This window comes from Ferranicluibacter rubi (assembly GCF_011603255.1).
Lineage (GTDB): Bacteria > Pseudomonadota > Alphaproteobacteria > Rhizobiales > Rhizobiaceae > Ferranicluibacter > Ferranicluibacter rubi.
The window spans coordinates 330824-352937 of record NZ_JAANCM010000002.1; the positions used below are offsets into that span (position 1 = coordinate 330824).

18 protein-coding genes and 4 tRNA genes are annotated in these 22114 nt (G+C 61.0%); 15 read left to right on the top strand and 7 right to left on the bottom strand.

The features are described from left to right. Positions 1–4 precede the first annotated feature (4 nt). Positions 5–3175, bottom strand: coding sequence for an Rne/Rng family ribonuclease (locus G8E10_RS05450; RefSeq protein WP_167127658.1), 3171 nt, complete (start codon positions 3173–3175; stop codon positions 5–7). A gap of 864 nt (positions 3176–4039) precedes the next feature. Here G8E10_RS05450 and G8E10_RS05455 point away from each other — a divergent pair. The 3 genes from G8E10_RS05455 (at position 4040) to prfB (ending at position 9352) form a co-directional block, all read left to right on the top strand. Beyond that, positions 4040–5215, top strand: a complete 1176-nt coding sequence (locus G8E10_RS05455; RefSeq protein ID WP_343289708.1) for an N-acetylmuramoyl-L-alanine amidase — start codon at positions 4040–4042, stop codon at positions 5213–5215. Positions 5216–5669: 454 nt separating this feature from the next. Continuing rightward, positions 5670–8123 carry a penicillin-binding protein 1A gene (locus tag G8E10_RS05460; protein ID WP_110726293.1) on the top strand — a complete coding sequence of 818 codons (2454 nt, stop codon included), beginning with the start codon at positions 5670–5672 and terminating at the stop codon, positions 8121–8123. A 97-nt stretch (positions 8124–8220) separates the two neighbouring features. After that, a protein-coding gene (prfB, locus tag G8E10_RS05465) for a peptide chain release factor 2 (protein ID WP_165910660.1) occupies positions 8221–9352 on the top strand; the annotation gives its coding sequence in 2 pieces (ribosomal slippage) (positions 8221–8289 and positions 8291–9352; 1131 coding nt in all). A 73-nt stretch (positions 9353–9425) separates the two neighbouring features. Here the strand turns inward: prfB and G8E10_RS05470 are convergent. The 4 genes from G8E10_RS05470 to G8E10_RS05485 all read right to left on the bottom strand — a co-directional run bounded on the left by G8E10_RS05470 (position 9426) and on the right by G8E10_RS05485 (position 12306). Next, positions 9426–9929, bottom strand: coding sequence for a hypothetical protein (locus G8E10_RS05470; protein ID WP_167127664.1), 504 nt, complete (start codon positions 9927–9929; stop codon positions 9426–9428). Positions 9930–10000: 71 nt separating this feature from the next. After that, the gene (locus G8E10_RS05475) at positions 10001–10774 is read right to left on the bottom strand and encodes an NAD kinase (RefSeq protein ID WP_132663423.1); all 774 of its coding nucleotides are present in this window, start codon (positions 10772–10774) and stop codon (positions 10001–10003) included. Between the two features lie 284 nt (positions 10775–11058). Then, the gene (locus tag G8E10_RS05480; RefSeq protein WP_167127667.1) at positions 11059–11922 is read right to left on the bottom strand and encodes an SDR family oxidoreductase; all 864 of its coding nucleotides are present in this window, start codon (positions 11920–11922) and stop codon (positions 11059–11061) included. 162 nt (positions 11923–12084) lie between these two features. Continuing rightward, positions 12085–12306 carry a hypothetical protein gene (locus tag G8E10_RS05485; RefSeq protein ID WP_132447106.1) on the bottom strand — a complete coding sequence of 74 codons (222 nt, stop codon included), beginning with the start codon at positions 12304–12306 and terminating at the stop codon, positions 12085–12087. 184 nt (positions 12307–12490) lie between these two features. Between G8E10_RS05485 and G8E10_RS05490 the strand changes: the two genes are divergently transcribed. Beyond that, the gene (locus tag G8E10_RS05490) at positions 12491–12958 is read left to right on the top strand and encodes a hypothetical protein (protein WP_167127670.1); all 468 of its coding nucleotides are present in this window, start codon (positions 12491–12493) and stop codon (positions 12956–12958) included. Positions 12959–13746: 788 nt separating this feature from the next. On the opposite strand, the gene G8E10_RS05495 is transcribed toward G8E10_RS05490, so the two are convergent. After that, positions 13747–13822 (bottom strand) — tRNA-Thr (locus tag G8E10_RS05495). A 68-nt stretch (positions 13823–13890) separates the two neighbouring features. After that, positions 13891–14769, bottom strand: a complete 879-nt coding sequence (locus tag G8E10_RS05500) for a TrmH family RNA methyltransferase (protein ID WP_167127673.1) — start codon at positions 14767–14769, stop codon at positions 13891–13893. A gap of 234 nt (positions 14770–15003) precedes the next feature. Here G8E10_RS05500 and G8E10_RS05505 point away from each other — a divergent pair. From G8E10_RS05505 to rplJ, 11 genes are all read left to right on the top strand, one after another. Next, positions 15004–15088, top strand: a tRNA-Tyr gene (locus G8E10_RS05505). 25 nt (positions 15089–15113) lie between these two features. After that, positions 15114–15187 (top strand) — tRNA-Gly (locus tag G8E10_RS05510). Between the two features lie 259 nt (positions 15188–15446). Continuing rightward, positions 15447–16622 (top strand): elongation factor Tu, encoded by a 1176-nt coding sequence (tuf, locus tag G8E10_RS05515; RefSeq protein WP_092933380.1) that lies wholly within the window; start codon positions 15447–15449, stop codon positions 16620–16622. A 195-nt stretch (positions 16623–16817) separates the two neighbouring features. Beyond that, positions 16818–17732, top strand: coding sequence for an NAD-dependent epimerase/dehydratase family protein (locus G8E10_RS05520; protein WP_167127676.1), 915 nt, complete (start codon positions 16818–16820; stop codon positions 17730–17732). Positions 17733–18005: 273 nt separating this feature from the next. Then, a complete protein-coding gene (locus G8E10_RS05525; RefSeq protein WP_167127679.1) occupies positions 18006–18665 on the top strand; it encodes a hypothetical protein in 660 nt (219 codons plus the stop codon). 147 nt (positions 18666–18812) lie between these two features. Continuing rightward, a tRNA-Trp gene (locus G8E10_RS05530) sits at positions 18813–18888 on the top strand. 237 nt (positions 18889–19125) lie between these two features. Beyond that, on the top strand, positions 19126–19326 hold the full coding sequence (gene secE / locus G8E10_RS05535) for a preprotein translocase subunit SecE (protein WP_062594489.1): 201 nt from the start codon (positions 19126–19128) through the stop codon (positions 19324–19326). A 16-nt stretch (positions 19327–19342) separates the two neighbouring features. Further along, positions 19343–19873 (top strand): transcription termination/antitermination protein NusG, encoded by a 531-nt coding sequence (nusG, locus tag G8E10_RS05540; protein WP_062594498.1) that lies wholly within the window; start codon positions 19343–19345, stop codon positions 19871–19873. Positions 19874–20102: 229 nt separating this feature from the next. Continuing rightward, positions 20103–20534 (top strand): 50S ribosomal protein L11, encoded by a 432-nt coding sequence (gene rplK / locus G8E10_RS05545; RefSeq protein ID WP_092933386.1) that lies wholly within the window; start codon positions 20103–20105, stop codon positions 20532–20534. 1 nt (position 20535) lies between these two features. After that, positions 20536–21234 (top strand): 50S ribosomal protein L1, encoded by a 699-nt coding sequence (gene rplA, locus G8E10_RS05550; RefSeq protein ID WP_167127682.1) that lies wholly within the window; start codon positions 20536–20538, stop codon positions 21232–21234. Positions 21235–21562: 328 nt separating this feature from the next. Next, positions 21563–22084, top strand: coding sequence for a 50S ribosomal protein L10 (gene rplJ, locus G8E10_RS05555; protein ID WP_110731253.1), 522 nt, complete (start codon positions 21563–21565; stop codon positions 22082–22084). Positions 22085–22114 lie beyond the last annotated feature (30 nt).

The window sequence follows — 22114 nt, forward strand, 5'->3', positions numbered from 1 at the left end:
GCGCCTATAGGAAACCGCGCTTCTGCCACCAGCCGCCCTTCTTGGGCTTCGTCTCTTCGGTCGCTTCATCGGTGGATGCTGCCGAGGAGCGGACCAGCGGTTCGCTGGCGATCGTCTCGATGTTGCGGTTGTTGCGTGCCGGCTTGTCGTCCGAGGCTTCGGCAGGGCTTTCGTCCGCCGTCTCGACCGCCACATGGGCTTCGTCGCTTTCGCCGAGAGAAGCCGAAGCCTCTTCGGTGCGGGCCTCCTCGGAGGACGGTGCCGTTTCGCTTGCAACCGCGTCCGGTGTGGCTTCGACGGCAGCCTGAGCCGCTTCGTCCGTCGAAACTTCGCCAGTGTCTGCCACCGGCTGGGCAACGACATCCGTTACCAGATCCTGCGGCGAACGACGGCGGCGGCTCCGCTTGCGCGCAACGGGTGCTTCACCGCGATCGTCGGTTTCGGCAACCGCATCGTCGGCCAGACCGTCTGCTTCCGCAGCAATCGCCTGATCCTCAACGGCATCCTCTTCCGAGTGTCCCGCATCATCGACGGCATCGGCAAGCGACAGGGCGTCGGTGCTGGCGCCAGCGTCACCGGCATCCGCCGTTGCTGCTTCGTCCGAACCGGCTTCGATCTCGCCATCCTTGTTGCGGCGACCACCACGCTTGCCGCGACGACGGCGCTTGCGCTTCTGGCGGTCTTCGCTGCTGACACCATCGGCCTGATCCGCGGACACGGCATCATCTGCCTCGTCCTCGTCGTCACCCTCGTCGGCGTCTTCATCCGAAGCAACGTCTGAGCCCGCTGCGTCGGCAGACGTCTCGGCTTCGCCATCACGGCCACCACGACGGCGACGACGGCGCTTGCGCTTGCGACCGTTCTGATCGTCGCCAGTCTCGCGCTCCGTGCGGTCCGCACGCTCGGCCTTTTCGGGCTTTGCCTCGACCAGCAGTTCCTCATCGTCCTCGATCTCGTCTTCGATGACGATATCGTCGTCCTCGTCTTCGACAGGGGCTTCGAACTGGAGGATCTGCTCGATCTTGACCGGGTTCTCGACGGCTTCGCCGCGATCGATCGCAAAGTGCAGCGCGCCGACATGCGCATCCGCCTCGACGACGATGGCAACGCCAAAGCGGGCCTCGAAATCGGTGATCGTGGATCGCTTGTAGTTGAGCAGGTAGAGCGCGATCTCCGGCGTCGCACGCACGGTGATGTCATGCGTCGTGTTCTTGAGGAGATATTCCTCGACGCCGCGCAGGACATGCAAGGCAACGGAGGACTGCGACCGCACGACACCGGTACCGGCGCAATGTGCGCAGACCTGCGTCGTCGATTCGAGAACCGAGGCCCGGATGCGCTGGCGCGACATTTCCAGAAGACCGAAATGCGAGATGCGGCCGACCTGAATGCGGGCGCGATCGTTCTTCAGGTGGTCCTTGAGGCGCTTTTCCACCGAACGGTTGTTGCGCTTCTCTTCCATGTCGATGAAGTCGACGACGACGAGACCGGCAAGGTCGCGCAGGCGAAGCTGGCGGGCGACCTCTTCGGCGGCTTCCAGGTTCGTCTGAAGCGCTGTGTCTTCGATCGAGTGTTCGCGGGTCGAGCGGCCCGAGTTGACGTCGATGGCGACCAGCGCTTCGGTCTGGTTGATGATGATGTAGCCACCGGACTTCAGCGTCACCTGCGGCTGCAGCATGCGGTCGAGCTGCGCCTCGATGCCGGAGCGCGAGAAGATCGGATGCACGTCGCGATACGGCTGAACCACCTTGGCGTGGCTCGGCATCAGCATCTTCATGAAGGCCTTCGCTTCGCGATAGCCCTCTTCGCCAGACACGACGATCTCGCTGATATCCTTGTTGTAGAGGTCGCGGATCGAGCGCTTGATCAGCGATCCCTCTTCATAGACGAGGCACGGAGCGGTGGACGCCAGCGTCAGCGTGCGAACGTTTTCCCAAAGACGCATCAGATATTCGAAGTCGCGCTTGACCTCGACCTTGGTGCGGTTGGCACCGGCCGTGCGCAGGATGACGCCCATGCCCTGGGGAACGTCGAGCGCGCGGGCGATTTCCTTCAGGCGCTTGCGGTCCGGCAGGTTGGTGATCTTGCGGGAGATCCCGCCGCCACGCGCCGTGTTCGGCATCAGAACCGAATAGCGGCCGGCAAGCGACAGATAGGTGGTGAGCGCTGCGCCCTTGTTGCCGCGTTCTTCCTTGGCGACCTGAACGAGCAGGATCTGGCGACGCTTGATGACTTCCTGGATGCGGTACTGCTTGCGCGGGCGGCGTTCCTTCCGGTCCGGCACTTCTTCCATCGCATCTTCGGCGCCAACCGATTCGATGACTTCCTTTTCCTCGTGATGACCATCGTCATCATCATCGTCGTGGCCGCGACGGCGGCTCGGCGCTTCGGAAATCGTGTCGGCATCGACCATGGCGGCCATTTCGCCGTTCGGGCCACGGCCTTCGTCGGTCTCGTCGGCATCCACATTGTCGGCATTTGGGCCGTCGGCCGTCGAAACGCTTTCGGCAGCGGCTTCCGCCTCGGCGGCTTCAGCGGCGATGGCCTTCTTGGAGCGGCGAGCGCGCTTCGGCTTGGCCTTGGGCGCCTCTTCGACGGCGGCCGGCTCGGCAGCGATCGTTTCGGCCGGGGCTTCGCTCTCAACGACACCTTCGACGGCATCGGCAGCAGCGCCATCGGCAATATCGGAAACGGCAAAGTCGGAAGCGGCCGTTTCAGCCGGTGCTTCTACTTCGTCCTGTGCTTCGGCTTCGGCAGGCGATGCCTCGACGGCAGCAGCGGGCGAAACCTCTTCGGCGTCGTCTGCTGCCTCGTCTTCCGAAGCATCGTCATCGGAGTCGAGGTCCGTGCCGGTCTCGACATGCTCGATATCGTCGTCGCGACGGGCGTCTTCAGCTTCGGCGCGCAGCAGTGCCTGACGGTCGGCCAGCGGGATCTGATAGTAGTCGGGGTGGATTTCGGCGAAGGCCAGGAAGCCGTGGCGGTTGCCGCCGTAATCGACGAACGCGGCCTGAAGCGAAGGTTCGACGCGCGTTACCTTCGCCAGGTAGATGTTGCCGCGGATCTGCTTCTTGTGTTCCGACTCGAAGTCGAATTCTTCTATGCGGTTGCCACGTACGACAACGACGCGCGTCTCCTCAGCGTGAGACGCGTCGATAAGCATTTTCTCTGCCATGTAGGTTGTGCTCCTCGGCGTGAGCGTGACAGGGCAGGAAAAGGACGTCCCGGAGGCGGTTCCCCACGCAGGTCACGGCGTTCGCCGGATAGATAAATTCCCGAAGGATACCGGTCATGGGCAAACAGCCGGACGGCAGAGGCAAGCGTTCCGTTTCCGGTGCTTTCCGCTTCTGACCGATCCTGCTGCGTCAACATGAGATACCAAACAAGGAATGCCAAAGTCATAGGCCTTGTGGCCCGATGAGTGTGCCCTTTGCAGGGCGTGGTGTCAGACACCGTATCTTCCGGCCACCGCCGGATTGTTCTCGATTCGGAATGCGATGAAAAGTGAAGCGACGGCGGATGAAACACGCTTGCTGCGAGGACATGACGGCCGGAAGCGCGTAGTCCGCTTCCCGATCATGCTCTGGCGCCAGGGTTTTGCCCCTTGGCTGCCCGGTCGTGGAATCTATCCCGTCAACACTTTTTACCTCTGCTACGTTTATGGTTTTCATGTCACAATGGCAAGAGAAAAGCCCTTGCGCCTTAATATTGATGGAATTGCTTGTCTCGTTTTGACGCAGTGGCGTTGCGCTCGTCGGTGCACGCCGAGCCGGCCGAAACCCTTCGGTAAGACTTGATTAACCTCGATGCGGCAAGGATGCGGATCGGACGGGTGGCAAGGCTGCGCGTCGGACGGCGTGTGCCGGCCAAAAGGGTTGGACCCGGCAGGCTTGGACAAGGTGTTCGCGAGGAGAGCGTTTTGCAGCGGAAGACGGGGCGGGAAACGAGCGGACAGCCGAAGGCAGGGCGAGCCTCATCGGGTCACGAACCTCGTTCGCGCTTGTCGTCCTCGCTTGCGGCGCTTCTTGCAAGCGTCGTCATCGCGTTGGGAACGGCCGGTGCTCTTCAGGCGGAACCTGTGACCGGGCAGGGCCCGCTTCTGGCCTACGGCATGCGCATCGCCGGTGACGATGCCCGCACGCGCGTCGTCGTCGATTTCGACCGGAAGCCCGACATCTTCGTCCACTATGTCGATAATCCACCTCGCGTCATCGTCGATCTGCCCGAGACCTCCTTCGGCGTGAAGCCGGAAGACGCGCAGGCGAGGGGGCTCTTCAAGGACATCCGCTTCGGCGCCATGGGCGCAAGCAGCGCTCGCATCGTCCTCACGGCGACGAAGCCTGTCGAAATCACCGTGGCCGACGTTAAGACCGACGATGGCGGCAAGAGCTTCCGCCTCGTGCTGGATGCCGAGCGCGTCGAGAAGAAACGCTTTGCCGAACTTCTGATCGAGCAGACCTGGACGGGCAGCGTCGCGCTGACCAAGGCGCCGCGGGTCGATGAGCCGGCGCCCGCCTCCAGCGACTTCGTCATCGCGGTCGATGCTGGCCATGGCGGCATCGATACCGGCGCGATCGGCGTTGATACCAAGATGGAAGAAAAGGCCGTCACACTGGCTTTCGCCAAGGAATTGGCGGAGACGCTGAACCGCGAGCCCGGAATCAAGGCCGTGCTGACGCGCGACGACGACGAATTCCTGTCACTCTCCGAGCGTGTGCTCATCGCCCGGCAGAAGCAGGCGAAGCTGTTCATCTCGCTGCATGCCGACACGCTGAAGCAGCACGATATCCGGGGTGCCACCGTCTACACGATCTCGGACAAGGCCTCCGACCATCTGGCGGCAAGCCTTGCGGAACGCGAAAACCTGTCGGATCAGCTTGCCGGAGTGCCGCTGGCCGATGAGCCGGCCGAGGTTGCCGACATCCTGATCGACCTGACGCGGCGTGAGACGCAGGCCTTCTCGGTCAATCTGGCCCGCTCCATCATCACGTCCTTCGAAGGGCAGATCAACCTGATCAACAATCCGCATCGCTTCGCAGGCTTTCAGGTGCTGCGGGCGGCGGACGTGCCTTCCATCCTGCTCGAACTCGGCTTCATGTCCAACACGGACGACGAGAAGCTGCTGGTCGATCCGGCCTGGCGCAAGAAGGTCTCCGAGCGCATCGCTGCCGCCGTCCGACGCTACCGGGGCGGTGCCATGGCCGACGGTGGTTGATCGCTGACGACAGCCGCCGCCGTCCGGACGCGGATGCTCTACCGGAAGTGGCCTTAAAATTAAGGATGACTTACATTATTTCGTGTCGCCCGGGCCACAGGCGCGGTGGCATCCGCACGCCGAACGGGCTAAACTGGATCAAGAGCCCTATTTTCCTCACATTCCCGTCGCTATCCCTCAAGCCGAAATCGACGGTCCGGGAATCGCCAGACGGGTATCAATTGCTCGAATGGCGGATGCCGATAGACCGGAACGGGCGGCATCGACACGATGTCGATCCGGATTGGGTGTTCAGCTGCCTTTTGTCCGCAGGGATGCGGGGCGAGCTTGAGTTCTGCGGCGACGACATCGCAGCCCATAGGGCGCGACGCTGCGGGTGACGACATGCGGAAAGATGCGGCGGGATCGCTGCCTTTCATTTGATAGCGACGACGAAGGGACCGGTAGCCAACCGATGATCAGACTGATTGGATACTTCTTCGGCGCCGGCGCCTTTCTCGTCCTCATCGCAGCGGCGGCAGCGGCACTCTATCTCGGCAACCTCAACAAGGACCTGCCGGACTACGAGGTGCTGGCCAGCTATGCGCCCCCTGTCACCACACGCGTCCACGCCGGCAATGGCGAGCTCATGGCCGAGTACGCCCGCGAGCGCCGCCTTTACCTGCCGATCCAGGCCATCCCCGACCGCGTGAAAGCGGCCTTCATCTCGGCGGAAGACAAGAACTTCTACCAACATCCCGGCGTCGACCTCATGGGTCTCGGCCGTGCGATCCTCGTCAACGTCCAGAACATGGGCTCCGGCCGCCGCCCCGTGGGTGCCTCGACCATCACGCAACAGGTCGCCAAGAACTTCCTTCTCTCCGCCGACCAGACGATTGACCGCAAGATCAAGGAAGCGATCCTCTCTTTCCGCATCGAGCAGGCCTATTCGAAGGACCGCATTCTCGAACTGTACCTCAACGAGATCTTTTTCGGCCTGAACTCCTATGGCATCGCCGGCGCGGCTCTGACCTATTTCGACAAGTCGGTGACCGAACTGACCATTGCCGAAACGGCCTATCTCGCAGCCCTTCCGAAGGGTCCGTCGAACTACCATCCCTTCCGTCATGAAGCCGCAGCGCTCGAGCGCCGCAACTGGGTCATCGACCGGATGGTCGAGAACGGTTACGTCACGCGGGCGGACGGCGACGAGGCAAAGACCCAGCCGCTTGGCGTCTCCGTGCGCCGTGGTGGCTCGCACCTCTTTGCGTCCGACTATTTCGCCGAGGAAGTCCGTCGCCAGATCATCCAGCGCTATGGAGACAATGCGCTGTATGAAGGCGGTCTCTCGGTTCGCACCTCGCTCGATCCGAAGATCCAGGTGGAGGCCCGCAAGGCCCTGCAGGACGGTCTCGTCAACTATGACGAGCGCCGGGGTTTCCATGGTCCGCTGAAGAGCATCGAGATCGGCGGCGATTGGGGTGTTGCCCTCGGCAAGCTCGACGCGCTCTCCGACGTGCCCGAGTGGAAGCTGGCCGTCGTGCTTGCGGTCGATGAAAAGGGTGCCGAGATCGGCATCCAGCCTTCCAAGGATGGCGCGGGCAAGGTCGGTCCCGACCGCGTCACCGGTCATATCTCGGCAAAGAACATGCAGTGGGCGTATCGCTCGTCCGAGGGCAATCGCCGCACGGCGCGCTCGCCGGAAGGCGTGGTCGGCCCGGGCGACGTCGTCTATGTCGAGGCACTGGAGACGGATGGCGAATATCGCCTGCGTCAGCCGCCGAAGGTTCAGGGCGGCCTGGTTGCCATGGACCCGCAGACCGGCCGCGTGCTCGCCATGGTCGGCGGCTTCTCCTATGGCCAATCCGAGTTCAACCGCGCGACGCAGGCCATGCGCCAGCCGGGTTCGTCCTTCAAGCCCTTCGTCTATGCGGCCGCGCTCGACACCGGTTATACGCCGGCATCCGTCATTCTCGATGCTCCGTTCGAACTGGCCCAGAACGGCCAGGTCTGGCGTCCCGAAAACTATGGCGGCGGCTCGGCGGGCCCGTCCACCTTGCGTCTCGGCATCGAAAAGTCGCGCAACCTGATGACGGTGCGTCTTGCCAACGACCTCGGCATGCCGATCGTTGCCGAATATGCCGAGCGCTTCGGCATCTACGACAAGATGCTCCCCGTCCTCGCCATGTCGCTCGGCTCCGGTGAAACCACCGTCATGCGTATGGTCTCGGCCTATTCGGTCCTCGCCAATGGCGGCAAGCAGATCAAGCCGTCTCTCATCGACCGCATTCAGGACCGCTACGGCAAGACCATTTTCCGCCACGAAGAGCGGACATGCGAAACCTGCAACGCCCCCGATTGGCAGGAGCAGGACGAACCGACATTGACCGACAATCGCGAGCAGGTACTCGATCCGATGACGGCCTATCAGATCACATCCATGATGGAAGGCGTCATTCAGCGGGGAACCGCGGCCGGCAAGGTCACGCTCGATCGTCCAGTGGCCGGCAAGACCGGCACGACCAACGACGAGAAGGACGCCTGGTTTGTCGGCTATACCCCGGATCTCGTGGCCGGCCTCTATCTCGGCTTCGACAATCCGGCCCCGCTCGGGCGCGGCGGCACCGGCGGCAGCCTTGCGGCCCCGGTCTTCAACGAGTTCATGCAGGCAGCCCTGGCCGGAACCCGCCCCACCAAGTTCATCCCGCCCGAGGGCATGAGCCTGGTGCCCGTCAACCGGAAGACCGGCATGGCGGCAGCCGAAGGCGATCCGGATACGATCATCGAGGCATTCAAGCCGGGCACCGGCCCTGCGGCCACCTTCTCGGTCATCGGCGGCGCCGATGCCTACGTGCCGCCGGAAGAGATCCTGCGCACCTCGCCGCAGGCCAACCAGGCGGTCACCTCAGGCTCCAACGGCCTGTTCTAGCCAACACCGGATCGCGATGCGCCCGCTGCCTTTACATCGGCGGCGGGCGTCGCTATTTCACGGGCACGTTATCCGGCACGATCAAGAAAAAGAGACAATGCGCAACGAAATCGAGAATATCGTCGACGAGATCAAGCAGGCCGTAAGCCTGCTGAGGAGGCATCTTTGACTGGGATCAGGCGGTAAGACGACTGGACTGGTTGAACAACAAGGCGGAAGATCCGACCCTGTGGAACGATGCTGCGGAAGCACAGAAGCTGATGCGCGAGCGCCAGGGCCTGGACGAGGGCATCAACAGTGTGCGCGCCTTCGAGCAGCAACTGAAGGACTGCATCGAACTCATCGAACTCGGCGAGGAAGAGGGTGATGCCGACATCATCCGCGATGCCGAGGACACGCTGAAAGGCCTGCGGACCGAAGCGGCCCGCCGTCAGGTGGAGGCCATGCTGTCCGGCGAGGCCGACAGCAACGACACCTATCTCGAAGTCCACTCCGGCGCCGGTGGCACCGAAAGCCAGGACTGGGCGAACATGCTTCTGCGCATGTACACGCGCTGGGCGGAGCGTCAGGGCTACAAGGTCGAACTCATGGAAATCCATGACGGGGAAGAAGCCGGCATCAAGTCCGCAACGCTTCTCGTCAAGGGTCACAACGCCTATGGCTGGATGAAGACCGAATCGGGCGTTCACCGCCTCGTGCGCATCTCGCCCTATGACAGCAATGCCCGCCGTCACACCTCGTTCTCCTCCGTCTGGGTCTACCCGGTGGTGGATGATTCGATCCAGATCGATATCAACGAGAGCGACTGCCGCATCGACACGTACCGGTCGTCCGGCGCCGGTGGACAGCACGTCAACACGACCGACTCGGCTGTGCGCATCACCCACATGCCCTCGGGCATCGTGGTTCAGTGCCAGCAGGAGCGCTCGCAGCACAAGAACAAGGCCAAGGCCTGGGACATGCTGCGCGCCCGTCTGTACGAGTCGGAACTGAAGAAGCGTGAAGAGGCTGCTAATGCGGAAGCGGCGTCCAAGACGGAGATCGGCTGGGGCCACCAGATCCGCTCCTACGTCCTTCAGCCCTACCAGCTTGTGAAGGACCTTCGGACCGGCGTCGAAAGCACGGCCCCCTCGGACGTGCTCGATGGCGAGCTGAACGACTTCATGGAAGCAGCGCTCGCACACCGCGTGAACGGCGGCGCCGACGCGGCAGTCGACGATCTGAACTGATACCGGCGGCCGCGTGAAAGCGCGGCCGCTCTTTTCTTGGCGGACTGCGACACGCTGTCTGCTTTGCTGTGGACTAGTTCGATTCGCGCTCGATGCGGATGTCGCCGAGTTCATCGATCAGCACCGTCCAGGTCTCGATATCGCTCGCCGCGGGGTTCGTGCGCAGATAGACGGTGGCAAACAGTCCCGGCTGCTGCGTCACGCCGTCGGATGTTTCCGGCCGGATGTCGGTCACGAACGCCTTCATTTTCGAAAACTCGTCCAGTTCGGCCGACGACACGATCTTCGGTCCGGCCGGTTCGAGCGCGATCTGTTGCAGCACGATATGGGCTGTACCGTCGGGCTGGCGGAGGGCGATCAGCTTGTAATAGCCCTTCTGCGCAGTGCTTGCAGGTGCGAGCGTGGTCGATGCCTTGCCCTGCGGATCGAGAACGGCGGATGGATCGCCGCTGTCCTCCCAGAACCCGGAGCTTGTCACGAAGGTGACGTTCGCGGGCAGCACGTCATCCGCCTGAACGGCCACCGGACAGAAGGCCACCGTCCCGGCGAGCATGGCAATCCAAACTATACGCATCATCAGACGACCTCGTCCCGCAGGCGATTCCACTCGGTTGCGTAAGCCTGCCATAAAATTCATCTCAAATCGAATCAGTTGGAAAATTGCTCCGCGAGGATGCGATCGGACCACGAATAATCCGGGTCCGACAGGATTCGCGCCGTCATCTCCTCGGATTCGGCAATGCGCACGGAGACGACGGATTTCACTTCGACATGATCGGCCACCGCGTTGACCGGCCGCTTGTCCGTCTCAAGGATCTCGATTTCCACCGTGACCTTGTTAGGCAACAGGGCGCCACGCCATCGGCGAGGCCGAAAGGGACTGACCGGCGTCAGGGCGAGAAGCGGTGCTTCGAGCGGCAGGATCGGGCCGTGGGCGGACAGATTGTAGGCGGTCGATCCGGCGGGTGTGGAGAGGAGGATGCCGTCGCAGATCAACTCTTCCAGCCGCACGCGCCCATCGACCGTGATCTTCAGTTTGGCGGCCTGATAGGACTGCCGGAAGAGGTAGACCTCGTTGATCGCGAGCGCACTGAAGGTCTGCCCCTCGCTGTCGCGCGTCTGCATCTCCAGTGGCCGGAAGGCGTTCTCCACGGCATTTTCCAGCCGTTCGCGCAGGTTCTCGGTGCTGTAGCGATTCATCAGGAAACCCACCGAGCCGCGGTTCATACCGTAGACCAGCTTGCCGGAGTTCATCGTCTTATGAAGCGTCTGCAGCATGAACCCGTCACCACCAAGGGCGACGATGACGTCGGCCGCTTCCGGATCGGCATTGCCGTAGATGGCCGTCAGTTCAGCCGCCGCTTTCTGCGCTTCTTCCGTCTGGGATGGAGCAAAGGCGATCGTCTCGAAGGTGCGGAGCATGATGTGCCTTGCCATTGCCTGGACAAGCCGCCAAGGGCGACCGGGGCCGACGCCGGCCGAGGGCCATCATGCATAAAATCCCACAGTATGAAAGGGATAGCGAAAAGAAAGGACGTCATATGGGAAGGGATTCGGAAGGAGCTTACGGACCGCTTCAGTCTCCACCCATGCGCAGAAACAAAGACACCGCACGCTTTCGGAGCGTACGGTGTTGACGCGAGGGTCCGAAGACAATGCGACGAACCCGGTCGCATCGTCAGGGAAACCGGGCGTGACGGGACCGCTTATATCATGATCTCGCCGCCGGTCACCGGCACCACGGCACCGGTCATGTAGCTGCCGAGATCCGATGCGAGCAACACATAAGCGCCCGCGAGTTCGGCTGGCTGTCCCGCGCGGCCGAGCAGCGTCTGCTTGCCGAACTCTGCCGCCTTCTCCGCCGGCATGGTTGATGGAATGAGGGGCGTCCAGATCGGCCCGGGCGCAACGGCATTCACACGAATGCCCTTTTCTGCCAGCATCTCGGCGAGGCCCGCCGTGAAATTGGAGATCGCGCCCTTGGTGGACGCATAGGCTAGAAGCTGCGGCGAAGGCTGCCTCGACTGGATCGACGTCGTATTGACGATCGCGCTTCCCGGCTTCATGTGCGGTGCGGCGGCCTTCGAAAGGAAGAACGACGCGTAGATATTGGTCCGGAAGGTGGTGTCCCATTCCTGCGCGGTAATGTCAGCGATATCCGCATAGGTCCGCTGGAAGGCGGCGTTGTTCACGAGGATATCGATGCGGCCCAGTTCCCCAACGGTTTTCTCGACCAGCGAGATGCAGTGATCTTCCGACTGGATGTCGCCGCGCACCACGACGCATTTGCGGCCGGCTTCACGGACCCACTTTGCCGTTTCCTCCGCATCCTCATCCTCGTTCAGATACGAAATGACGATATCGGCACCTTCCCGGGCATAGGCGATGGCCACGGCCCGCCCGATGCCCGAATCACCACCGGTGATCAGGGCCACTTTGCCCTCGAGGAGATGATTGCCTTTGTAGGTCTTCTCCCCGTGATCCGGCAAAGGATCCATCAGTCGCGTCAGCCCGGGAGGGGCCTGCTGCTGTTCGGGATGAGGCGGCGTCGGTCTTCTGGCGTCGGACATGGGTGTCTCCTTTAAGCGTTCCGACGCTAACGAGAACATCCCCACAACGTTCCAGGCAATGTGACCTGCCGACGTGAGGCACGACACGTCGGGCAAGCGCTACGCTGCTGTCCCTCAAAGCGAGACTATGCCAGCGCCAACGCGAACCGAAAGACGACATAACTAATTGCTGCGGTTGCCACTAAGGCGGTGGCGATCAACGAGGCATTCTTCATGCCGTGCTTCCTCGCCGCAAATTGAGACCGTATTTTGTCTGGCGCGATGCCAGCTGTCGCGTTCCCGCTGAATGCCATCGGCGACCATCTTCGTCGGGTCCGTCTCGCCCCGCGTCATGTGCTCGGCAACGATGGTCCACGCCATCCGCCAGATATCGTCTGAAGCCACAGGTCTCTCCCATTGTCGGCAGAGCCTTACCTGTCCATGCTGAAGCGAAGCTTGTGTGTAGGCGCAGGCACGTGGGTATGACGGCGGGTCGAGTGAGAGCATCTATGATTTTGCAGGGAGTGCGTTACCTTGAACATCCATGCCGCGAGGTTTCCTGCGGCACACGCTGAAAGATGGAGAAGGCATGTTCCTGCGCACAGTGGATTGGCCGAAAGCCGTTGCCATGGTCGGCGATATCGCGAAAGGAACGGCATCCGTCACGCTTCGCACCTATTCGCGAAAGGACCCGAAGGCCGGCGGCGCGATCGACACCTACGGCTGGAGCTTCCAGCAGGTTCAGGCTTACGGCCAGTCCGAGACAAGATCGACCCGGCTCGTCGTGGCGGATCAGCTCAGCCGCGCCTTGCTCGGTGTTGCAACGCCGGACGATACGTTCTTCGCATATGAGGTGGATGGCGGAGTGGACTACGAGGCCGACGCCAAGTGCCTGGTAAAGGAGTTCAATGACATCGCCGCCACAGTGATTTCCGTCACCGTCGGTGCGGTCTCCATCTCATGGTTTCTCGTCGTCCTGCATCAAAACAGCGACATCATCCACTGGAAGATGCGCTATCATGAACGGGATCAGCGACCGGATATTTCGGGATCGTGAGCCGTCTGCCGGTCGAAAATACTTTGCCCCATCCGCTCCGCTATAGACCAAGTGCTATTTCGTGTGGCGGATAGATTTTGTCTTTCGGTTTCGTCTAGTAGCGAAGTTCGATGGAAGCACGCCAGTAGCAGAGGCTATGAAGAATTACGAATCAGCTATCTAGATCAGTTGTCTGACTTGCCCGACGCCTTGCCGAAGTAAAAGCCGAGGATCAAAAGCCAACCGCTGGTAATCCAGTCCGGCACTACTCCTACAGACTCCTTAAAGTAGGAGATAGCTAGGGTGCCTACGACGAAGACCGTTACGATGACTGCGATAACTCCCGACACCACATCGCTGTTGGCAAATACGTCATAAAATTTGTTGGAGTGACGCGCTCCTACAATTTGGAACAGAAATTCGTCGTGCCCATAGGCCTCAATCGTGTTTTTAGTTACGTAAACTCGGTTGGTGAAGCCACGTGTATCGTCCCCGGCCGTTATTTGAAAATCGACCGTGTACAGTAGGCCATCGAGAAACTTTCCTGCACTTGTGTGACCGTCACATTCTGCGCCGCCGGAGTGCGCCGCCGAACAACATCAATGACCCGTGCGTCGAGATCCTGTACCTTGCGCAGGTCACCTCTAAAAACATTCATGAAAAATGTATCTCACTAGCCGCGCTAGTATCGCGCGGACCTGTCGAGTGCGGTAGGGAGCGCCTAGACATCAAGGAAAGTCGTTCGCAATTTGGCGCTCGTGTTTTCAGATGGCTGCCAGGGTAAGAAAATATACTGATGGCTGAAATTTTGGTGCCCCCACCAGGACTCGAACCCGGGACCCCCTGATTACAAATCAGGTGCTCTACCAACTGAGCTATAAGGGCAGCTGCGGAGGAATTAGCAGATTCCTCCGGCGTGTAAAGTGGGAAATGTTTGCTGGTGCCGTGCTTGCCTACCGTTTCAGGTGGGCGCGCGCGGCGTAGAGGGCGATGGCGGCGGCGTTGGAGACGTTGAGGGATTTGATGGCGCCTGGCATGTCGAGGCGGGCGAGGGCCGAGACGGTGTCACGTGTCTTCTGGCGCAACCCTTTTCCTTCGGCGCCGAGAACGAGCGCGACGCGGTCGCCGACGAAGGTGCTTTCCAGCGGCGCGGGACCTTCCGAATCAAGACCGATCGAGTGGAAGCCGATACCGTGTAGCTCTTCGAGTGCCTCCGCAAGATTGGTGATCTGGATGTAGGGGATCAGCTCCATGGCGCCGGAGGCGGATTTTGCCATGACGCCCGATTCGGTCGGGCTGTGGCGCATGGTGGTGATGACGGCACCTGCATCGAACGCCACGGCCGACCGCAGCACGGCGCCGACATTGTGCGGATCGGTGATCTGATCGAGGACGAGGATCAGCGGGCTGTCCTTCAGTGCGGAAAGCCGGCGCACGGGCAGGGGCTTTGTTTCTAGCATGACGCCCTGGTGGATGGCGTCGGGGCCGAGGATCTTGTCGAGATCCTGCGGCGAGACGATTTCCACCGGGAAGGGCAGGGACTCGGTATTCTTGATCTCCAGGCGCACGAGCGCGTTCAGGGTCGCCGAGAGGCTGACGATCTTGCGTTCGGGATTGGCCAGCGCTGCCCTGACGGTATGGATACCATAAAGCTGGACCTGATCCGGCGCAAGCGGTGGCGCCTGCCACTCTCCCTTGCCGCCTTTTCCCCGGCGATCTTCGGGCGGCGTCGGAATTTCTCCGCGCTCGCGCTTCTGATCGCGATGCGCCCGGCGCAGCGTTGCATAATGGGTGTCTTTGGCGCTCTTGTCGCCGGAAGGATCTTTGCTCATGCCGAATGTATATCGGGCAAGGGCTGGCAGGGAAACCATTTTCCCGCAGCTCACCCGACCTATCGGCAGCACGCTTCGGGTATCGGCTGTGGAAGATTTCCAACTTTTGAAAAAACTGGTGACGTCGTGTTGACAGGAGGAAACGAGGCGGTCATATACCCGGCGCAGATCAAGGGGCGGCACAAACAGCCGCTTCCGAAGATCGCACTGGTCGCTTGATCCCGACGGAATACTGGAGGGATGCCCGAGTGGTTAAAGGGGACGGACTGTAAATCCGTTGGCTCAGCCTACGTTGGTTCAAATCCAACTCCCTCCACCATTCTGTCGCACGGATCAAGACCCCCGCGGGTATAGCTCAATGGTAGAGCAGCAGCCTTCCAAGCTGAATACGCGGGTTCGATTCCCGCTACCCGCTCCAATAAGTCCATTATTTTTCCTTGCGCGCGCGCGCGATATCGCGCCCTCCCGCGCGGCTCCCCTCCATTGTATTCGACCGGTGCACATCCCACATGCGGGACTGACGGTTGGCGGTTCCCGATGGGGGATCTTCCGGCCATTTCCATAGGCGCAAATAGGCCTTGCGCAATTCTTTCGAAACCCTTAAACGCCTCCCCAAACCGGCCGGCGGCATACTGGCCTGCCGGGCCGTATCTCATTGATCACAGGAAAACATACCCATGGCAAAGAGCAAGTTTGAACGCAACAAGCCGCACGTGAACATCGGAACGATCGGTCACGTCGACCATGGCAAGACGTCGCTGACGGCAGCGATCACGAAGTATTTCGGTGAATACAAGGCGTACGACCAGATCGACGCCGCTCCGGAAGAAAAGGCCCGCGGCATCACCATCTCGACGGCACACGTCGAATATGAGACGCCGGCTCGCCACTACGCGCACGTCGACTGCCCCGGCCACGCCGACTACGTCAAGAACATGATCACCGGTGCGGCCCAGATGGACGGCGCGATCCTCGTCTGCTCGGCAGCCGATGGCCCGATGCCCCAGACCCGCGAGCACATCCTGCTGGCCCGTCAGGTCGGCGTTCCCGCGATCGTCGTGTTCCTCAACAAGGTCGACCAGGTCGATGACGCCGAACTTCTCGAGCTCGTCGAGCTGGAAGTTCGCGAACTGCTGTCGTCCTACGACTTCCCCGGCGACGACATTCCGATCGTCAAGGGCTCGGCTCTGGCCGCTCTGGAAGATTCGGACAAGAAGATCGGCGAAGACGCGATCCGCGAACTGATGGCCGCTGTCGATGCGTACATCCCGACGCCTGAGCGTCCGATCAACATGCCGTTCCTGATGCCGATCGAAGACGTGTTCTCGATCTCGGGTCGTGGTACGGTCGTGACCGGTCGCGTCGAGCGCGGCATCGTCAAGGTCGGTGAAGAAGTCGAGATCGTCGGCATCCGTGCGACGTCGAAGACCACCGTCACCGGCGTCGAAATGTTCCGCAAGCTGCTCGATCAGGGCCAGGCCGGCGACAATATCGGTGCTCTCGTCCGCGGCGTCACCCGTGACGGCGTCGAGCGTGGTCAGATCCTGTGCAAGCCGGGCTCTGTCAAGCCGCACAAGAAGTTCATGGCCGAAGCCTACATCCTGACGAAGGAAGAAGGCGGCCGTCATACGCCGTTCTTCACGAACTACCGTCCGCAGTTCTACTTCCGCACGACGGACGTGACGGGCATCGTGACGCTTCCGGAAGGCACGGAAATGGTCATGCCGGGCGACAACGTCACCGTTGCCGTCGAGCTGATCGTTCCGATCGCGATGGAAGAAAAGCTGCGCTTCGCGATCCGCGAAGGCGGCCGTACCGTCGGCGCCGGAATCGTGGCTTCGATCGTCGAGTAATCCTGAACGACGACGGCGCGGCATTTCTAAGCCGCGCCGTCGTTCAACGGATGATGTTATGGAAAGCGCCGCCTTCGGGTGGCGCTTTTCTCGTTTCAGAGCGGGAAGCGCAGATGTTCGAACGCGTCTGTCTCCTCCTGCTTGCTCTTCGCCGTCAATGCGTTAGATCCGCCTTGCCATTCTGGAGGATAAATCGTGAAGAAACGCATTCTGTTTACCGGCGGCGCCGGCAAGGCCGGCCGGCATGTCGTGCCGTATCTGCTGGACGCCGGCTACGAGGTTCACAATCTCGACCTCGTGCCGCTCGACCACCCCGGCGTCACCAATCTCATCGTCGACATCACGGATAGCGGGCAGGTCTTCAACGCATTGTCCATGCACGCCGACATTCCCGATCTCGATCGCGCGCCGATCGGTAAGGGCAGGGGCATGCAGCCCTACGATGCCGTGGTGCATTTCGCGGCCATTCCGCGCATCCTGATCAAGCCGGACAACGAAACCTTTCGCATCAACACGATCGGCAGCTACAACGTCATCGAAGCCGCCGCGAAATTCGGCGTCCGCAAGATCCTCGTCGCCTCCAGCGAAACGACCTACGGCATCTGCTTTGCCGAGGGGCATCGCGACGTTAGCAAGTTCCCGCTGGAGGAGGACGATGATGTCAGCCCCATGGACAGCTACGGCCTGTCCAAGGTGCTGAACGAAAAGACGGCACGGGCCTTTGCCGAGCGCTTCGGCATCGATATCTACGCGATCCGCATCGGCAACGTCATTGAGCCCCATGAATATGGGATGTTCCCGACGTGGTTTGCCGATCCGACCATCCGTAAACGCATCGCCTGGAGCTATATCGACGCCCGCGATCTCGGCCAGATCTGCAAGCTCGGCATCGAGAAAGACGGGCTTGGTTTCCAGGTGTTCAACGCTGCCAACGATACAACGTCCGCCAACACGCCGACGGCGGATCTTCTTCGAGATTTCTTCCCGAATGTGCCGGTATCGCGTGAACTCGGAACCTATGAGAGCCTCTTGTCGAACCAGAAGATCCGGGATGTCCTTGGTTTCAGCCAGGAGCATGACTGGCGGAAATACGTGCCGGTCTCCGGCTGATGCCATCACTTTAACGATCGCTTGGCGCGGTTCGGTCGCGCCACGCAATCCCGCGAATGACCCCCAAGTTTTTGGGGTTTCGCAATGGAGATGCGGAGACTATCCTAGGAAAGCTTTGACGCACGATTGCGTCCCGAAGCGTCTGCCGCCGGCACATCCGAAGCGAGCGGTATCAACGTCTCCTGTGCGGTCCGCGTTCCAGGTGATGGATTTTCGACAGGGCGTGTCCGTCGATGGAAATCGATAGGCAGCTCCGAACGGTGGAACGCATACATGATCACGATGTCCCGAACGGCTCTTGCCGCCGCTTGCTATGCGCTCGTAGCCTTCAGTCTCCCTCATGCTGCACAGGCAGAGGATCGCTTAATCTGGCAGCCGACGAAGTCGGGCGAAAATGGCATGCATCTGCGGATGGGTATCAAGCTTCCGGTGGAAGGAGAGGCGAGCGCAGGCGCCGACGTGGCGGTGGCCGCCAGCCGCTCCGGCCGCGTCGAGGACACGCCGGTCGATGTCTGGGCGCGCGTCGCCGTTCGCCGCGGCACGAGCACGGCCGTGGTCACCAGCCGAACCATTGACGGTGTGTTCGACCCACGGACGGGGAACGGCAATCTGGATGTCGGCATGGATCGAAAGCGAATCCTGACCGAAAGTTTCGATCTGGAGCGTGGCCGCAGCGTCAACGTCTCCTGCAACGCACATCTCAAGCGCTGTGACAATGTCGTTCTCAGCCAGTCGGCCCGTTTGTCGGCCGTGGCAACCGGAACAGCGCTCGTCGCGGAAGGGAACTACTCGTCCGCAACGCTCGACTTCTCCAATGTCGTTCGCGTCGAACAGAAGGTCACGCGGAAGATGAATGTGACGGCGGCGCTTGCCGCGCCGTTCAAGAATGATCGACAGGCGAGCCTCAGCCTGTCCTACGCCTTCAACTGGTAGGGCTGCGTGTTCAATTCGTGCAAGAGGGGACGGTCCCGGCCGAAAAGATGAAAAGGGCTCTTGCCAATCCGGCCCGCCCGTCTTAAAGGAGCGCACGGTCGACACGACGACGATACGCTCCCTGGAGTTGTTCCGTCTGCGCCGTGAAGGGGTATAGCTCAGTTGGTAGAGCGGCGGTCTCCAAAACCGCAGGTCGTCGGTTCAAGCCCGGCTGCCCCTGCCATTTTCATATGTGATAGCGTCATTCCATAGCGGCACATCTCGTCGTAACTGTCGAAGCAAAGACGTTTTATATATTGGAACGACGGCTTGGCGCTTTCGGTGGTGGGCGGCATAATTCGCTTAAAAGATCGGAAAGTCCTTGTGATTTTCAGAATCGGTCTTTATGTAGGGTTCAACAGACACGCGGCGCGTGGGGCTGAGCATTCAGCTTTACGGGCCGTCAAGGCGTGAGCATTCAATGGCAGCGAAGACTAATCCCGTAACGTTTCTGAAGCAGGTCCGCTCCGAGACGGCAAAAGTGACATGGCCCTCCCGCCGGGAAACCGTGATCTCCACGCTGATGGTGTTTATCATGGTCATCATTTCTGCGGCTTTCTTCTTTGCTGCGGATCAATTGATGGGCTGGCTCATCGGCCTCGTCCTCAATGTCGGCATCTAATCGAGTGGGAATGAACATGGCTCCGCGTTGGTATATCGTTCACGCCTATTCGAACTTCGAAAAGAAGGTTGCCGAGTCGATCGAAGAGAAGGCCAAGCAGAAGGGCTTGAGCCATCTGTTTGAAAAGATCCTGGTTCCGACGGAAAAGGTTGTCGAAGTCCGTCGCGGCCGCAAGGTCGATGCCGAGCGCAAGTTCTTTCCGGGTTACGTTATGGTTCGCGCCAACCTGACGGATGAGGCCTATCATCTCATCAAGAACACACCGAAGGTCACCGGGTTCCTTGGCTCCGACAATAAGCCCGTTCCGATCCCGGACCATGAAGCCGAGCGCATTCTCGGGCAGGTTCAGGACGGCGTGGACCGGCCGAAGCCTTCGATCTCGTTCGAGGTCGGCGAGCAGGTCCGCGTTTCGGACGGTCCCTTCGCCTCGTTCAACGGCATCGTTCAGGATGTCGACGAAGAGCGGGCCCGTCTCAAGGTCGAAGTTTCGATCTTTGGTCGCGCAACGCCGGTCGATCTCGAATTCGCTCAGGTCGAGAAGGTCTGAGCCGACGTAATGACGATCCGCCCAAGGGTGGATCTTCAGGCGGCGATATCGCCGCTACCGCGTGGAAGGGGAAGGGCTCTTAGCCGGACCCGGAAACCGCACCACGCAACCGCAGCCGCCGCATTTCATCGAGATACGGCATCCGTGACCGGGAAACCGGTCGAACGCCCGGTCCACGATGCGCCTTCACGGTGTGTCCGAGGGTCGGACAGAGAAAAGGCAGAGAGTAATGGCTAAGAAAGTTATGGGCCACCTCAAGCTGCAGGTGAAGGCAGGGTCGGCCAATCCGTCCCCGCCGATCGGTCCTGCACTTGGTCAGCGCGGCATCAACATCATGGAATTCTGCAAGGCGTTCAATGCCGCCACGCAGGAAATGGAAAAGGGCATGCCGATCCCGGTCGTCATCACCTACTTCCAGGACAAGTCCTTCACCTTCATGATGAAGAAGCCGCCGGTCAGCTACTTCCTCAAGAAGGAAGCAAAGATCACCTCGGGCTCCAAGACCCCGGGCAAGGGCGGCGCTGCCGCAACCCTCACCAAGGCTCAGATCCGTTCGATCGCTGAAGCCAAGATGAAGGACCTCAATGCAGCCGATATCGAAGGCGCGATGACCATGATCGAGGGCTCCGCCCGCGCCATGGGTCTGGAAGTGGTGGCGTAAGATGACAAAGCTTGCAAAGCGCGTACAGAAGACCCGCGAAGGCGTCGATCCCACCAAGATCTACAGCCTGTCGGACGCTATCGGCATGGTCAAGGAACGGGCGATCGCCAAGTTCGACGAAACCATCGAAGTGGCCATGAACCTCGGCGTTGACCCGCGTCACGCCGACCAGATGGTCCGCGGCGTCGTCAACCTGCCGAACGGCACCGGCCGCGACGTTCGCGTCGCCGTTTTCGCGCGTGGCGCCAAGGCTGACGAAGCCCGTGCTGCTGGCGCAGACGTCGTTGGCGCCGAAGATCTCGTCGAGATCGTTCAGGGCGGCAAGATCGACTTCGATCGTTGCATCGCGACCCCGGACATGATGCCGCTCGTCGGCCGCCTCGGCAAGGTTCTCGGCCCCCGCGGTATGATGCCGAACCCGAAGGTCGGCACCGTGACCATGGACGTCACCGGCGCCGTCAAGGCTTCCAAGGGTGGCGCTGTCGAGTTCCGCGTCGAGAAGGCTGGTATCATCCACGCCGGCATCGGCAAGGCCTCGTTCGAGCCTAGCGCTCTGGAAGAAAACATCCGTGCTTTCGCGGATGCGGTCATCAAGGCGAAGCCGGCAGGTGCCAAGGGCAACTACGTCAAGCGCATCGCGATTTCCTCGACCATGGGTCCGGGCGTCAAGATCGATCTGTCGACGCTCAGCGTCGCCTGATTTGTCGGCGGGGTGAAAGCCCTGCCGAACACGAATTCCGGTCCTTCGGGACCGGATCTCCGGGCTTCCGCCCGGAACTCCTGTCCGAGATTGCAGGTGGTTATCCCTTAATCACTGATGCCTGCATGAGACGGGTGAGACCCGAATTTGTCCTTAAGCCTCGGCCAAGGGAAACATCGGTTCGAACCTCGGCTTGCCTTGTGAGCGCTTCGCGGCGCTTCGCAGGGGACAGGATCCTCGAGCGTCGCACGGGATCGTTTGTATCCCGCGCGGCAAAGGCAAACCCGGCAGGCCTGCAGGATTGCGGTCTGCCAACTGGAGATAGGCAGTGGAAAGAGCGGAAAAACGCGAATTCGTCACGGAGCTGAACGAAGTCTTCAAGGCTTCCGGTTCGGTTGTTGTGGCCCACTATGCCGGCGTCACCGTTGCGCAAATGAACGATTTTCGTTCGAAGATGCGCGCAGCTGGCGGCACCGTCAAAGTCGCGAAGAACCGCCTGGCCAAGATTGCCCTTCAGGGTACGGAGTCCGAAGGGATCATCGATCTCTTCAAGGGTCAGACGCTGATTGCATACAGCGTCGATCCGATCGTGGCTCCCAAGGTCGTCGTGGATTTCGCCAAGACCAACGACAAGGTCGTTGTTCTCGGTGGTTCCATGGGCACCACAACGCTGAATGCGGAAGGCGTCAAGTCGCTTGCGACCCTGCCTTCGCTGGACGAACTGCGTGGAAGGCTGCTGGGCATGATCCAGACGCCGGCTACCCGGATCGCAAGCGTTGTTGCAGCACCGGCAAGCCAGCTTGCCCGCGTGTTCGCGGCCTACGCCAAGAAGGACGAAGAAGCCGCATAAGGCGGTTTTTCGCTGTTTATATCAACATCG

Excerpts from the sequence above, each read along its gene's own strand:
- rplA (WP_167127682.1), top strand. The coding sequence starts at position 20,536 with ATGACAAAGCTTGCAAAGCGCGTACAGAAGACCCGCGAAGGCGTCGAT.
- rplK (WP_092933386.1), top strand. The coding sequence starts at position 20,103 with ATGGCTAAGAAAGTTATGGGCCACCTCAAGCTGCAGGTGAAGGCAGGG.
- secE (WP_062594489.1), top strand. The coding sequence starts at position 19,126 with ATGGCAGCGAAGACTAATCCCGTAACGTTTCTGAAGCAGGTCCGCTCC.
- G8E10_RS05525 (WP_167127679.1), top strand. The coding sequence starts at position 18,006 with ATGATCACGATGTCCCGAACGGCTCTTGCCGCCGCTTGCTATGCGCTC.
- tuf (WP_092933380.1), top strand. The coding sequence starts at position 15,447 with ATGGCAAAGAGCAAGTTTGAACGCAACAAGCCGCACGTGAACATCGGA.
- G8E10_RS05500 (WP_167127673.1), bottom strand. The coding sequence starts at position 14,769 with ATGAGCAAAGATCCTTCCGGCGACAAGAGCGCCAAAGACACCCATTAT.
- G8E10_RS05490 (WP_167127670.1), top strand. The coding sequence starts at position 12,491 with ATGTTCCTGCGCACAGTGGATTGGCCGAAAGCCGTTGCCATGGTCGGC.
- G8E10_RS05460 (WP_110726293.1), top strand. The coding sequence starts at position 5,670 with ATGATCAGACTGATTGGATACTTCTTCGGCGCCGGCGCCTTTCTCGTC.
- G8E10_RS05475 (WP_132663423.1), bottom strand. The coding sequence starts at position 10,774 with ATGCTCCGCACCTTCGAGACGATCGCCTTTGCTCCATCCCAGACGGAA.
- G8E10_RS05480 (WP_167127667.1), bottom strand. The coding sequence starts at position 11,922 with ATGTCCGACGCCAGAAGACCGACGCCGCCTCATCCCGAACAGCAGCAG.
- nusG (WP_062594498.1), top strand. The coding sequence starts at position 19,343 with ATGGCTCCGCGTTGGTATATCGTTCACGCCTATTCGAACTTCGAAAAG.
- G8E10_RS05450 (WP_167127658.1), bottom strand. The coding sequence starts at position 3,175 with ATGGCAGAGAAAATGCTTATCGACGCGTCTCACGCTGAGGAGACGCGC.
- G8E10_RS05470 (WP_167127664.1), bottom strand. The coding sequence starts at position 9,929 with ATGATGCGTATAGTTTGGATTGCCATGCTCGCCGGGACGGTGGCCTTC.